The sequence below is a fragment of the Nonomuraea longispora genome (genome assembly GCF_004348345.1).
Taxonomy (GTDB): domain Bacteria; phylum Actinomycetota; class Actinomycetes; order Streptosporangiales; family Streptosporangiaceae; genus Nonomuraea; species Nonomuraea longispora.
This window is the reverse complement of record NZ_SMJZ01000112.1, coordinates 1-13,660: the sequence shown is the minus strand read 5'-3', so window position 1 is coordinate 13,660 and position 13,660 is coordinate 1. Positions and strand designations below refer to the sequence as shown.

Here is a 13,660-nt window from a genome sequence, read left to right as displayed (position 1 = left end):
CGGGAAGTGGAAGCCGTGTGCTGAAGGCTCTGTCGCGACTCGTCTGCCTGCTGCTTCTCCTGCCGGTGGGCGGGACCGCGGTGGCCGAGGGAGTCCCCCGGCCGAACATCGTGTTCGTGCTGGCCGACGACCTCGAGACCGGAACGCTCGGCCATTTCCCCAACATCACCCGGCATCTCGTCCACCAGGGCGCGTCGTTCGACCGGTATTTCGCGACCAACCCCTGGTGCTGTCCGTCGCGGGCGTCGACGCTGCGTTCGCAGTACGTCCACAGCCACCGCGTATGGACCAACACCGCGCCGGAAGGCGGGTTCGACCGCTTCCATGCGCAAGGGCTGGAACGTTCCACCATCGGGACGTGGATGAAGCAGGCGGGCTACCGCACCGCCCTCATGGGCAAATATCTCAACCACTATCCCGGCGTCACGGCCCAGGAGACATACGTGCCGCCCGGCTGGGACGAGTGGGCCGTGCCGGTGCGCAAGCTCTACCAGGAGTACGGCTACCGGCTCAACGAGAACGGCCGCGTGGCCGACTACGGCTGGTCGGAGAGCGACTACCTGACCGACGTGCTGTCCCGTAAGGCCCGCGACTTCGTGACCGCGTCGAAGGACCCGTTCTTCCTCTACCTGGCGCCCATCCCGCCGCACAACCCGGCCAACCCCGCACCCCGGCACGCCGGCGCCTTCCCCGACGCCATGGCGCCGCGGTCCCCGTCGTTCGACCAGGAGGACGTCAGCCGAGAGCCGCTGTGGGTGCGCGAGCTGCCCAGGATCGGCCCGGCCGGCGCCGAGAACATCGACGAGCGGTTCCGCGCCAGGCTGCGGGCCATGCTCGGCGTGGACGACCTCGTCGGCTCGTTGGTGAAGGCCCTGCGTGAGTCGGGCAAGCTCGGCGACACCTACATCTTCTTCGCCTCCGACAACGGCTTCCACCTGGGCACGCACCGGCTCAGGCGAGGCAAGACCACCCCGTTCGAGGAGGCGGTCAGGGTGCCGCTCGTCGTGCGCGGCCCCGGCGTCGCCGCCGGCTCCAGGATCGACCCGCTGACCTCCGCCGTGGACCTGCCGGCGACGTTCGCGGCGCTGGGCGGGGCTCCGCTTCCGCCGTTCGCGGAGGGCCGTTCGCTGGTGCCGCTGCTGCGGGGCCACCCGCCGGCGCAGTGGCGCAGGAACGTGCTGGTCGAGTTCGCCAGGCCGGCCAACAGGGCGTCGGCTCGGCAGACTCCGGTGCCCGGCTATCGAGCGTTGCGTACGGATCGCTACACCTATGTCCGGTACGACACGGGGGAGCGGCAGCTCTACGACCTGCACGCGGACCCGTACCAGCTGGACAACCTCGCCGCGAGCGCCGACCCCGCGTTGCTCGCCGGGCTCGAACGGCGGCTGCAGGCGATGACGGCCTGTTCGGGTGCCACCTGCAGGCAGGCGGACACGGTTCAGTGACCGGACAACGACGGGTACGCGTGCGCCAGGTGCTCCGTGACGGCCCTCGCGGCCTCGTCCGCGTCGCCGGCCTCGACGGCTCGCAGGATGCGTACGTGGTCGGCGCGCAGGATCGCGGTGTCGCCGAGGCGTTCGACCGCTTCGACCGCGTACCTCCGCATCGAGTCGCGTAGCGAGCGCATGATGGCCGCGACGAGCCGGTTGCCGGACGCGTCCGCGATCGCGCAGTGGAAGGCGGTGTCGTGCTCGACGAACTCCTCCGCCGTGCTCGCCCCGTCCATCCCGGAAAGGGCGGCGGCGAGCGCGGACGTGTCCGCCCCGGCCGAGGCGGCGTGGGAGGCGGCCCAATGCTCGATCATGTGCCGGGTGCCGATGACCTCGCGCAGTTCCAGGCCCGCCATGCCGAGGTGGAGCCGGAGCAGGTCGGTCAGCGCCGTCTCGGGGCGTGAGGTCAGCACCGCGCCCGCGTCGGGGCCCCGGCCCACCTGGGAGGAGACCACGCCGAGCGACTCCAGCACGCGCATGGCCTCGCGTACGGACGAGCGGCTGACGCCGAGCTGCTCGGCCAGCCGGCGCTCGGGAGGCAGCCGGTCGCCCGCGGTGAGGCCGTCCTCCGCGATGCGCCGCTCGATCTGGGTGAGCACCTCTTCGAACGTCCGCGTCCGCTTCACGGGACGCCAGCCGCCGTCGCCCAACGGAACCTCCCATGGTGGCCGGAAAGATTGTGGTTCGGTATGGTCTGACCATACTGTGGTCGGACCATACCTTGGAAGGAGAGCCGTGCGAGTCGCCCTGTTCATCACGTGCGTGAACGACACGCTCTTCCCCGGCACGGGCAAGGCCGTCGTGTCGCTGCTGCGCAGGCTCGGCTGCGACGTGGACTTCCCCGCCGCCCAGACGTGCTGCGGGCAGATGCACGTCAACACCGGCTACAGGCAGGAGGGCGTGCGGCTGGCCCGGCACTTCACCGAGGTCTTCGCCGGGTACGACGCGGTCGTGTCGCCGTCGGGGTCGTGCGCGGCCATGGTCCGCGAGCAGTACCCGAAGCTGGCGGGGCCGGGCAGCAGGGGAGCGGCGGCGATCGCGGCGGTGGCGCCGAAGGTGTACGAGCTGTCGGAGTTCCTGGTCGACGTCCTCAAGACAGACGATGTAGGCGCATATTTCCCGCACCGGGTGACATATCACCCGACGTGCCACTCACTCCGCGGGCTCCGCCTGGGCGACCGGCCCGCGCGGCTGCTGCGGAACGTCCGCGGGCTCGAACTCGTGCCACTGTCCGGCGAGGAGGAGTGCTGCGGCTTCGGCGGCACGTTCGCGGTCAAGAATCCGGCCGTCTCCGCCGCTATGGGCGCCGACAAGACCCGCAACATCCTGGACACGGGGGCCGAGGTGATCTGCGCGGCGGACAACTCGTGCCTGATGCACATCGGCGGCACCCTGAGCCGCCAGAGGACCGGGGTCAGGACGATGCACCTGGCCGAGATCCTCGCATCGACGGAGGAGGCCCAATGAGCGCGACTTTCCTCGGCATGCCCGGAAATTTCCCGGAAAACGCCTCGGAGGCCGTACAGAACTCCCAGCTCCGCTACAACCTCCGCAAAGCCACCTCCACCATCCGCGGCAAGCGCGCCGGCGTCGTCGCCGAGCTGCCCGACTGGCAGGACCTCCGCGCGGCCGGCAAGGCCATCAAGGACCACACCCTCCGCAACCTCGACCGCTACCTCGTCATGATGGAGGAGGCGGTGACCAGGGCGGGCGGCACCGTCCACTGGGCCAGGGACGCGGCCGAGGCCAACCGCATCGTCACCGGCCTGGTCCAGGCCACGGGCGAGCGCGAGGTCGTCAAGGTCAAGTCGATGGCCACCCAGGAGATCGGGCTCAACGAGGCCCTGGCCGAGCACGGCATCGAGGCGTACGAGACCGACCTCGCCGAGCTGATCGTCCAGCTCGGCGACGACTTCCCCAGCCACATCCTGGTCCCCGCGATCCACCGCAACCGGTCCGAGATCCGCGAAATCTTCCTCGACAAGATGCCGAAGGTCCCGGAGAACCTCACCGACGACCCATCCGCCCTTGCCGAGGCGGCACGGCTTCACCTGCGCGAACGTTTCCTCAGGAGCAAGGTCGCCATCTCGGGCGCGAACTTCATGGTGGCCGAGACCGGCACCCTGGTCGTGCTGGAGTCGGAGGGCAACGGCCGCATGTGCCTGACCCTCCCGGAGACGCTCATCAGCGTGGTGGGGATCGAGAAGCTCCTCCCCGCATGGCGGGATCTCGAGGTGTTCCTCCAGCTCCTGCCGAGAAGCTCCACAGGCGAGCGGATGAATCCCTACACGAGCATGTGGACGGGCGCCGTCGAGGGCCAGGCCTTCCACCTGGTCCTGCTCGACAACGGCCGTACCGACGTGCTCGCCGACGAGGTGGGCCGCCAGGCGCTGCGCTGCATCCGCTGCTCGGCCTGCCTGAACGTGTGCCCGGTCTACGAGCGCGCGGGCGGCCACGCGTACGGCTCGGTCTATCCGGGCCCGATCGGCGCGATCCTCACCCCGCAGCTCAGGGGCATGTCGTCCGAGCTCGACGCCTCACTGCCGTTCGCCTCCAGCCTCTGCGGCGCCTGCTACGACGTCTGCCCGGTGGCCATCGACATCCCGGAGGTCCTGGTGGACCTGCGCTCCAAGGCTCCGCACCCGGCCGCCGAGCGGGCGGGCATGAAGGTCGCAGGCTGGATACTCAACGACCACGTACGGCTCGCCCAGGCCCAGCGCCTGGCCGGCCGCCTGCGCGGGCTGGTGCCGAAACGGCTGCCGGGGCCGGCGTCGGCGTGGACCGACACGAGGGACCTGCCCGAGATCCCGGCGGAGTCGTTCAGGGACTGGTGGGAGAGAGGAGGCCGGGATGACCGCGCGTGACGAGATCCTCGCCAGGATCGGCCGGGCCGTGGCGGGCGCGCCGGACGTCGAGATCCCCCGCGGCTACCGCACGACCCAGCAGGCCGGCGACCTGGTGGAGCTGTTCGCCGAGCGCGTCGGCGACTACCGCGCGATCGTGCACGTGATCCCCGAGGCCGACGTGCCCGGCAGGATCGACGAGCTCGCCGGCAGCCGCCGCATGATCGTCCCCGACGGATTCGACCGCGCGGGCGGCTGGGCCGACCTCGGCACGGCCGACGGCGTGATCACCGGCTGCGCCGTGGCCATCGCCGAGACCGGCACGATCGTCCTCGACCACGGCCCCGGGCAGGGCACGCGAGCGCAGACGCTCGTCCCCGACCGCCACCTGTGCGTGGTGCGGGCCGGCCAGATCGTGGCCGGCGTGCCCGAGGCCGTCGCCAGGCTCGACCCGTCGCGCCCGCTCACCTGGATCAGCGGCCCGTCGGCCACCAGCGACATCGAGCTCAACCGGGTCGAAGGCGTGCACGGCCCCAGAACGCTCGAAGTGATCATCAGTACCTGAGCACGGCCGCCACGTCGGTGACCGCGTCGGTGAACCACAACTCCGCGTCCGTCATCGCGGTGGCCCTGACCAGCGCGGAGTCCGAACGTTCCGGCACGGGCTCCGGCACGCCCCAGCGCCGCAGCTCGTCCGGGTCGGTGGCGAGCTGGGTGCCGCCCTCGCCGATCCAGACGGGTTTCGGCAGCTCGCCGGGCGTGAGCACGGCCTGTACCCGGCCCTCGCGCAGGGCGTGCGCCACCCTCGCCATCCCGGTGGGCCCGTTCGTCTCCTGGTGACGTTCGAGCAGCTCGGCGCGCTTGCGGTCGAGCCAGCCGTCCAGCGCCCGCTCCGCGTCCTCCTCGAACTGGCCGTGGTTGGAGCGGCTGCCGTGCTCGACCATCAGCACCCTGTCGGCGGTCTTGGTGCCGAGGTGCTGCAGCAGGTAGGAACGCGACTTGGCCTCGCCCGCCACCAGGATCAGCTCGGGCCCGATGCGGCGTGCCTGCTCGTCGACCTCCTGGGCGACGGCCACGGCGTTCTTCTCCCAGGTCTCGTCCACGGCGCGCTCGTACCGCTTCTGCGACCAGCCGCCCTGAGAGGTCTTCTGCAGCGGCCACGAGGCCGCCTCCACGACGGTACGGCGCGGCGACCCGGCGCCGAACACCGTCACCTCCGCCCCCGCGTGGTCCACGATCACGCGGATGTGCGGCACGTTCTCGCCGCGCTGCATGAGCATGGGCGTGACACACGGCAGCGGCGACCACAGGGCCAGCGGGTGCGGCGGCTCCACGAGCGGCTCGCTCAGCAGCACCTCCCCGTGGGCGGCGAACAGCGCCCGGCCCGGCGTGGCCAGGCGGATCTCCTCCTCCAGCGCGTCCAGGGTGGCCTTGCGGCTCTCACCGTTCACCTCCAGCCGGTCGCGCAAACTGCGCCACTGGGCCTTGCGCTCGGGGATGGTGAACGCGCCCAGGTAGACCGAGGCGTACGGGCCCTGCCGTTCGTACAGCGGACGGAGCAGGTCGAGCCGCACGTCACCACCTCCGCTTCTCGACGCCGAGCCCGAGCGCCTCCGCCACCTCCGCCACGTTCGTGAAGCGGCGCTCCGGGAGGGAGTCCACCATGTCGGCGACCTCGTCCGGCGCCTCCATGCGATCGGCGTGCTGGACCAGGTCCTGTTTCGACGCGGGCCAGCGCGCGTCGCTCAGCCACTTGGCCAGATCGCTGCGGACGTCGACACCCCGTTGCGTGATGCCCTCCGCGGTGCCGGGCTCGTGTCCTGGCGGGTACGACTGCGACTCCTCGCCGGGAGCGGGCATGGCCTCGGGCTCCTTCCACTCCTCGGCGTGCGTCGTGCCGCCGCCGCGGACCATGCCCTCGGTCTCGTGCTTCTGCTCTTCGTCGAGCCGGGGACCGTGCTTGTCGCTCCCACGTTCCATGGTTCTCTCACTCCTCTCCAATTGCGCTCCTACCCCTGCTTTCGTGGGCAAACATCGCGAGTGTGTACCCTGCCCAGGGTGTTCGATCCCGACGTGAGCATCCCCACGGAACGGCTGACGCTGCGGCCGTTCGGCCTCCAGGACGCTGCGCGGATCCGTGCCATCGTCAAGTCCGACGCCCGGTTCCTGCCGCCGGGCGCGCCCGACAGGGTCGCGGGCGTCCCTGCCTGGCTGGCCAGGGGCGTGCACGAGCTGCGCCGCTCGGGGCAGGGCGTCCACCTGGCGATGATCGACGCCGACGGCCTCGTCGTGGGCGCCATCAGCCTGTTCAAGACCTCGTGGAGCGCCGGCACGACCGAGGTCGGCTACGGCGTCCACCCGCTCTACCGAGACCGCGGCTTCGCCACGGAGGCCCTGCGAGCGCTGGTGGCCTGGACGTTCGAGACCACCGGGCTGCGCAGGATCGACCTGACCGCCGGCATCGGCAACCTGGCCTCGCTGCGCGTGGCCCAGAAAGCGGGCTTCACCTGGGAAGGCGTGCTGCGGGCCGCGGTGCTCGACGACGACGGGCCGCACGACCTCGTCATGTTCGGCCTGCTGCGCGGGGACCGCCGCGTTCCCTCCGACACCCTGCCCAGGACGGAACTGCGCACGGAACGGCTGCTGCTGCGGCCGCCCGCACCCGACGACGTCCCCGACCTCGCCGCCACGGCGGCCGACCCGGTCACCCAGGCCAGGACGGGCGTACCGCGCGGCTACACCGAAGAGCACGCGCGGGAGTTCGTCGACTTCTGCGAGCGCACCCGGATCAGGGGAGCGGGCATCGCCTGGACCGCTGTGGATCGCGACACCGGCCGCTACGCCGCCACCGTGGACCTCAGGGACGTCGACTGGTCACACCGGACCGCCGAGATCGGCTACATGACCGCTCCCTGGGTACGCGGCAGGGGGTACGCGGGCGAAGCCGTGCTCGCGATCGCGCGCTGGCTGTTCGACCGGCACGGTTTCCACCGGCTCGAGTTGCGCGCCTCCGTGCGGAACACCGCCTCCCAGCGCGTCGCGGAGAAGGCCGGCTTCGTCCGCGAGGGCGTCGCCCGCGCCTCACTCGGCGGCGACGACCTCGTCGTCTACAGCCTCATCCCGTCCGACCTGGCCTGAAGGCACGCCGGACTTTCCCTTCCACCCTTTGTGAAACCACCCGGTAGCCGTCACCCTTGAGATGAGGGACGGTGAGGCGTGATGATCACGGTGGTCGGCTGGGACGGATCCGAGCTCTCCCCCAAGGCGGCGGAGAAACTGCGTGAGGCCCGGCTCGTCATAGGTCCCGACGCCATTCTCGGGCGGCTCAAGCTCTCCGCCCCGGCCGTGGGCGACGGCTCGCTGCTGGAGACCCTCGACGACCACCTCGAACACGGCGAAGGGCCCGTGGTCGTGCTCGCCGAGGGCGATCCCGGCTTCTTCGGCGCCGTACGCACCCTGCGCGCCCACGGCGTCAAGCCCACCGTGCTGCCCGCGATGTCGCCGGTCACCCGCGCCTTCGCCTGTGCGGGGCTCAACTGGGACGACGCGCTCGTCGTCGCCCCCTCAGGCCCCGGCGAGCTCGGCCGCGTCGTCAACGCCTGCCGCGCCCACCCCAAGGTGGCGCTGCTCGTGGCACCCGGCGTCGGCCCCGGCGAGGTCGCCAGGGAACTGGCCCCCACCACGCCCCGCACGCTCCTCGTGTGCGAGAACCTCGGCGGACCCGACGAGCGAATCACCCACAGCCGCATGGGCGAGGCCACGACCCGGCCGTGGAAGGACCCCGACGTGCTCCTCGTCATCGACCCGCTCCACCAGCATAGGGAGCCGAGCTGGGTCGCGGGGGCGCGGCCGGGGCCGGCGGAGTGGGCGCTGCCGTTCGAGGGCGCGCTGCCCGCGGAGGCCAGGGCGTACATCCTGGCCAAGCTCGGCCCGCGCCTCGGCGACCTGGTGTGGGACGTCGGCGCGGGCGCCGGCGAGATCGCCGTCGAGTGCGCGAGGCTCGGCGCGGCCGTCATGGCCGTCGAACGCGACGAGGCGGCGTGCGTCCGGCTGCGCGCCAACGTGCTGGAACACGGCGTCAAAGTGGCTCTGACCAGGGGACAGGCGCCGCCCGCGCTCGAGCCGCTGCCCGACCCCGACGCCGTCTACGTGGGCGGCGGCGGGCCCGACGTCATCGTGGCCTGCGCCGCCCGCCGCCCGCGCTCGCTCGTATGCGCGGTCAAGAAGCTGGAGCAGGTGCCCGCCGTGCTCGACCGCCTCCGCGAGCAGGGATACCGTGGTGCAGGCACCCAGATCCTGGCCTCCACGCTGACGCACGACCCCGGCGGCTCCCACCTCCTGACCGCCGCTGAACCGGTTTTCGTGGTCCACGCGACACCCGCGCACACAACGTGACCTGTTCCCTACCGCTGTGCATCGGTTATCCTCGCGTGACTTTGTCTAACGCACCGGAGAATTCCTCACAATGAAGCCGCCGCTCCTGCTGATCGGGCAGGGCTCACAGGATGACGCCTACGCCGCGGAGTTCGGCAGGTTCGTACACCGGCTCCGCTGCCGCCTCGACCAGACGGGCGCCGACGTCTCGGGCGGCTACCTGGAGCGGGCCACGCCCAGGCTGAGCGACTCCGTCGCCTCCCTGGTCGCCAGGGGGCACCACCGGCTCGTGGCGCTGCCGCTGAGCCTCAGCAGGGTGAGCGACGACTTCCCCGCCGCGATGGCCCGCGAGCAGCAGCGCCACCCCACGCTGATGTACGACTACGGCCGCCCGCTCGGCCCCGACCACCGCGTGCTCGCGCTGCTGGCCGAACGGCTCAACGACGCCGCCACCGAGATCTCCAGGCCCCGCGCGCTCGAACTGGCCGGCGCCAGGCCGCGGCTGCGGGCCGTCGACTCGCTGCCCCCCGAGGAGTACAACGCGCACGTCGAGCCGGGTGACACCGCTGTCGTCCTGGTCGGCGAGGGCTCGACCGACGCGGCCGCCAACGCCGAGATCCACCGCGTCTCGCGGCTGTTCTGGGAGACGCACGCCTACGACTTCATGACCGTCGAGACCGCGTTCGTGTCCGTCACCCCGCCGGGGGTCCCCGGCGGTCTCGAGCGCTGCCGCCGACTGGGGGCCAGGCGGGTGATCGTGGTGCCCTACCTGCTGTTCGCCGGCGGCCTGCTGGAGCGCGTGTGGGCGCAGGCGCTGGCGTACGGCGCGGGGCACCCCGATCTCGACATCCGCTGTGCCGAGGTGATCGGCGACTGTGAGACGCTGGCCGATGTCGTGATCGACCGCTACGAGGAAGCACTCCAGCTCGTCCCGCGACCGTAGGTCCCGGCCCCGCGGCCTTCTCGACCGTGGACCCACCGCTCGTCCCGCTCTCCAAGATCCACCAGCTGGTCCCCGCTCCCGGAGGCTCACTCCAGCTCGTACCGGAGGTTGCCGTGCTCGCAGAGACGCTCGCCGCGATCCGCCCCGCCGACCAGCGGGCGCTCGCCGAGGCCCGAGCCCATCAGGATCGCCTCACCAAGCCCCGCGGCTCGCTCGGCGCGATGGAGGACGTCGCGGTCCGGCTCGCCGGCGCGGCGGGCACCTGCCCGCCGCCCGCCCCCTGGCCGGCGGCGCTGGCCATCTTCGCCGCCGACCACGGCGTGCACGCCCGAGGTGTCTCCCCGTGGCCGCAGGAGGTCACGGTGCAGATGGTCGCCAACTTTCTCTCCGGCGGCGCGGTCGCCAACGCCTTCGCCGCCCAGGCGGGCGTGCCGGTGACGGTGGTGGACGTCGGGGTCGCGGCCGACCTGCCCGACGCGCCCGGCCTCGTCAAACACAAGATCGCCTACGGCACGGCGGACCTGTCCCAAGGGCCCGCGATGACCGTCGACCAGGCCGTCAGGGCGCTGGAGGTCGGCATCGTCGTCGCCGGAGGCCTGGTCGCGGAGGGCGCGCGCTGCCTGATCGCCGGCGACATGGGCATCGCCAACACCACCGCCTCGGCCGCCCTCGTCTCCGCCTTCACCGGCAAGGACCCGGCCGAGGTGACCGGCAGGGGCACCGGCATCGACGACAGGACCTACGAGCGCAAGGTCGCCACCGTACGCAGGACGCTGCAGGTCAACGGCCTGGCCGCCGACGAGCCCGCCGCCGGCGCGGAGGGCCGCGGCTCCCGCGTGCCGCCGCCCGGTGAGGCGCGCCCGCTGTCCGCCGGCTCCTCGCCCAGCGAGGCGCTGCGGGCCCTGGCCGCCGTGGGCGGGTTCGAGCACGCCGCCATCGCCGGCTTCATCCTGCACGGCGCCGCGGCCCGCGTACCGGTGATCCTCGACGGCGTGATCGCCGGTGCCGGCGCCCTCGTGGCGGCCGCGCTCGACCCCGCGGCCATCGACCACTGCGTCGCCGGTCACCGCTCCGCCGAGCCGGGCCACGCCGTCACCCTCGACCACCTCGGCCTGCGGCCCCTGGTAGACCTGGAACTGCGGCTCGGTGAGGGAACCGGCGCGCTGCTCGCGCATCCGCTGGTGTGCGCGGCCGTGCGGGTGATGCACGACGTGGCCACGTTCGACGCGGCAGGGGTGACCGAGAAGCCCGTGTGATACCTGGAGATGGTGAGCTTGTCCCGCTACGGCCCCATGTACGGCCCTGACGTCACGTTCCTCGGTGTCGACCGCTGCGACGTGGCAGACCCGGCGAGCTACGAGGACGCCGACGTGGTCATCGTCGGAGCCCCGTTCGACGGGGGCACCTCCAACCGCCCCGGCGCCAGGTTCGGGCCGATGGCGCTGCGCCAGGCCTGCTACCTGCCGCACGACGGTTCCCGGCCGAGCCTGGCGCTGCGCGTCGACGCCCTGCGCGACCTGCGGGTGCTGGACGCGGGCGACGTCGAGTGCTACTCGGGCGACGTGGAGGGCTCGCTGGACGCCATCGAGGAGGCGGTGCACCGGGTGGCCGCCTCGGGCTGCGTACCGCTGGTGCTCGGCGGTGACCACACGGTCGCGCTGCCCGACGCCAGGGGGACCGCCAGGGCGTACGCGCCCGGCCGTACGTCGATGATCCATTTCGACGCGCACGCCGACACGGGGAACATCTCGTTCGGCCACCTGTACGGCCACGGCCAGCCGATGCGGCGCCTCATCGAGTCGGGTGCCATCCGGGGCGACAGGTTCCTGCAGCTCGGGCTGCGCGGCTACTGGCCGGAGCCCGAGACGCTGGACTGGATGGCCGCCCAGGACATGCGTTCGTACGAGATGACCGAGATCGTCGCCCGCGGGCTCGAAGAATGCCTCACCGAGTCGTTCCAGATCGCGCTCGACGGCTGTGACCAGGTCTTCCTGTCCGTCGACATCGACGTGTGCGACCCCGGTCACGCGCCGGGCACCGGCACGCCGGAGCCCGGCGGGCTGACGGCCCGGCAACTCCTCGACGCGGTCCGCAGGATCTGTTACGAGTTGCCCGTGGCGGGGATGGAGGTGGTGGAGGTGGCGCCGCCGTACGATCACGCGGACATCACCGCCTACCTCGGGAACCGGGTTATCCTTGAGGCCTTGTCAGCGATGGCCAGACGCCGCAAGGACGACCAGGGCGGGCCGCGCTGGGATCCCCGTCAGCCGCTCCTCGACGGTCGCCAGTCCGAGCGCAGCACTTCGACGCAGTGACAGCCGGTAGGTTTTACGTCCTAGCACAACCTTCGCGAACGGGAGATTCCCCCCATGGGTCCCTACCTCCTCGGCCTGAGGCTTTCCGGCCGCCGGGTCCTCGTGGTGGGCGGCGGGCGCGTCGCGCAGCGGCGGGTCCCCGCGCTGCTGGACGCCGGCGCGGAGGTCACCGTCGTCTCGCCGGGTGTCACCCCGGCCCTCGACGACCTCATCGCCGCGGGCAGGGTCGCCTGGCACGCCCGGCCCTACGAGGTCGGCGACTGCGACGGGGCCTGGCTCGTGCAGGCCTGCACGGATGACAGGTCGGTCAACACGGCGGTCGCCGCCGAGGCCGAGGCCAAGCGCGTGTGGTGCGTGCGGGCCGACGACAAGGACGCCTCCGCCGCCTGGACCCCGGCGACAGGCCGCGTCGACGAGATCAGCGTGGCCGTCACCGCGGGCGGCGACCCGCGCAGGGCCGCCGGCATCAGGGACGCCGTCATCGGCGCGTTGCGTGACGGCACGGTCGACGCCCGGCGCAACCGCACCAAACCCGTCGGTGTCGCCCTTGTCGGCGGCGGGCCCGGCGACCCCGGCCTGATCACCGTGCGCGGCCGCCAGCTGCTCGCGCAGGCCGACGTGGTGGTGGCCGACCGGCTCGCGCCCCGTGGCCTGCTCGACGAGTTGGCCCCCGACGTCGAGCTGGTCGACGCGGCCAAGGTCCCCTACGGCAGGGCGCTGTCCCAGGAGACGATCAGCGAGCTGCTGGTCGACCGCGCCAGGCAGGGCAAGTTCGTGGTCCGGCTCAAAGGCGGCGACCCGTTCGTGTTCGGGCGCGGCGGCGAGGAGATGATCGCCTGCGCCCATGCGGGCATCCCGGTGCTGGTGGTGCCGGGCATCACGAGCGCCGTCGCGGTCCCCGCCTCGGCCGGGGTGCCGGTCACCCATCGAGGCGTCAGCCAGGAGTTCCACGTGATCTCCGTGCACGTGGCGCCCGACGACCCCCGGTCCACCGTCGACTGGCCCGCGATGGCCCGTTCCCAGGGCACTCTGGTGTTGATGATGGCCGTCGAGCGGCTCGCGAAGGTGGCCGAGACACTCGTTCGAGACGGACGTGCGCCGGAGACTCCCGTAATGGTGGTGCAGGACGGTACCCTTCCGACGCAGCGGGCGGTCACCGCTTCGCTTTCCACCGTGGCCGACCGCGTGTCCGCGGCTGGGATCCGCCCGCCGGCGATCGTCGTCGTCGGTGACGTCGTGAGGGTCGGCCAGGAGGTCGAGATGGTTCGAGCGGAGCGCTTGCCGTGAACACGGCCATGGATGACGGGCGGCAAGAGTCACCCGGGAAGCAGACGACCAGCTTCCGCCCGGTGACTGACGATGACCTCGACGAGGTCCGGGACGACAGCGCCCCGGAGGGGGCGCGAGAGGAGCCGGAGGCGGTGGACAGGCGCGCACGTGAGCCGTCGGCCTCGCAGAAGCCCGCGGCGGCCGAGAATCCTTCCATTGCGCTTCAGGCCGACGAGGAGCCAGGGCGGCCGTCCCTGTTCGAGAAGCCGGCGGCCCTGCGCGCGCCTGCGGATGACGACGAGACCGGCGCGGCCGAACGCCCCTCCCTCTTCGTCAAGCCGGCCTCACTCGGCGGCCCAGGCCCCCGCAGCACCCCCGCGCCTCAGGACGCCCCGTCCGGCCGCGCACCGGCCGCGAGCGCAGAGC

General features: G+C 72.2%; 13 protein-coding genes and 1 pseudogene. 11 read left to right on the top strand and 3 right to left on the bottom strand.

Annotated features, from left to right (window positions below; translation table 11 throughout):
• Positions 1-17: 17 nt before the first annotated feature.
• Positions 18-1,445 carry a sulfatase family protein gene (locus E1267_RS26330; RefSeq protein ID WP_132336006.1) on the top strand — a complete coding sequence of 476 codons (1,428 nt, stop codon included), beginning with the start codon at positions 18-20 and terminating at the stop codon, positions 1,443-1,445.
• Here the strand turns inward: E1267_RS26330 and E1267_RS26325 are convergent.
• Complete coding sequence (locus E1267_RS26325) at positions 1,439-2,116, bottom strand: FadR/GntR family transcriptional regulator (protein ID WP_246064271.1); 678 nt, start codon at positions 2,114-2,116, stop codon at positions 1,439-1,441. The two genes, E1267_RS26330 and E1267_RS26325, sit on opposite strands and share 7 nt — an antisense overlap.
• Before the next feature lie 109 nt (positions 2,117-2,225).
• Between E1267_RS26325 and E1267_RS26320 the strand changes: the two genes are divergently transcribed.
• Genes E1267_RS26320 through E1267_RS26310 form a run of 3 tightly spaced genes read left to right on the top strand, consistent with a single transcriptional unit; the run spans position 2,226 to position 4,898 of the window.
• Positions 2,226-2,957, top strand: a complete 732-nt coding sequence (locus E1267_RS26320; RefSeq protein WP_132336002.1) for a (Fe-S)-binding protein — start codon at positions 2,226-2,228, stop codon at positions 2,955-2,957.
• Entirely contained in the window at positions 2,954-4,354 is a 1,401-nt protein-coding gene (locus tag E1267_RS26315; RefSeq protein ID WP_132336000.1) for a lactate utilization protein B, read from the top strand. The genes E1267_RS26320 and E1267_RS26315 overlap by 4 nt, the downstream gene beginning before the upstream one ends.
• Positions 4,341-4,898, top strand: coding sequence for a LutC/YkgG family protein (locus E1267_RS26310; RefSeq protein WP_132335998.1), 558 nt, complete (start codon positions 4,341-4,343; stop codon positions 4,896-4,898). The genes E1267_RS26315 and E1267_RS26310 overlap by 14 nt, the downstream gene beginning before the upstream one ends.
• Here E1267_RS26310 and E1267_RS26305 read toward each other — a convergent pair.
• Both E1267_RS26305 and E1267_RS26300 read right to left on the bottom strand, forming a co-directional pair.
• Positions 4,888-5,907, bottom strand: coding sequence for a baeRF2 domain-containing protein (locus tag E1267_RS26305; RefSeq protein ID WP_132335996.1), 1,020 nt, complete (start codon positions 5,905-5,907; stop codon positions 4,888-4,890). The genes E1267_RS26310 and E1267_RS26305 overlap by 11 nt on opposite strands.
• Before the next feature lies 1 nt (position 5,908).
• Positions 5,909-6,313 (bottom strand): DUF2795 domain-containing protein, encoded by a 405-nt coding sequence (locus E1267_RS26300; protein WP_132335994.1) that lies wholly within the window; start codon positions 6,311-6,313, stop codon positions 5,909-5,911.
• A 78-nt stretch (positions 6,314-6,391) separates the two neighbouring features.
• Here E1267_RS26300 and E1267_RS26295 point away from each other — a divergent pair, with 78 nt between their 5' ends.
• From E1267_RS26295 to E1267_RS26265, 7 genes and pseudogenes are all read left to right on the top strand, one after another.
• Entirely contained in the window at positions 6,392-7,471 is a 1,080-nt protein-coding gene (locus tag E1267_RS26295; protein WP_165959790.1) for a GNAT family N-acetyltransferase, read from the top strand.
• An 81-nt stretch (positions 7,472-7,552) separates the two neighbouring features.
• On the top strand, positions 7,553-8,728 hold the full coding sequence (gene cbiE, locus E1267_RS26290; protein WP_132336030.1) for a precorrin-6y C5,15-methyltransferase (decarboxylating) subunit CbiE: 1,176 nt from the start codon (positions 7,553-7,555) through the stop codon (positions 8,726-8,728).
• Positions 8,729-8,798: 70 nt separating this feature from the next.
• Entirely contained in the window at positions 8,799-9,650 is an 852-nt protein-coding gene (locus E1267_RS26285) for a sirohydrochlorin chelatase (protein WP_132335990.1), read from the top strand.
• Between the two features lie 26 nt (positions 9,651-9,676).
• Complete coding sequence (locus E1267_RS26280) at positions 9,677-10,906, top strand: nicotinate-nucleotide--dimethylbenzimidazole phosphoribosyltransferase (protein ID WP_246064270.1); 1,230 nt, start codon at positions 9,677-9,679, stop codon at positions 10,904-10,906.
• A gap of 9 nt (positions 10,907-10,915) precedes the next feature.
• Complete coding sequence (gene speB, locus E1267_RS26275; protein WP_246064269.1) at positions 10,916-11,965, top strand: agmatinase; 1,050 nt, start codon at positions 10,916-10,918, stop codon at positions 11,963-11,965.
• 54 nt (positions 11,966-12,019) lie between these two features.
• Positions 12,020-13,252: a uroporphyrinogen-III C-methyltransferase gene (gene cobA, locus E1267_RS26270; RefSeq protein WP_132335988.1), complete on the top strand. Its 1,233-nt coding sequence runs from the start codon at positions 12,020-12,022 to the stop codon at positions 13,250-13,252.
• Between the two features lie 62 nt (positions 13,253-13,314).
• Positions 13,315-13,660, top strand: a pseudogene (locus E1267_RS26265) (hypothetical protein); the annotation flags it as partial.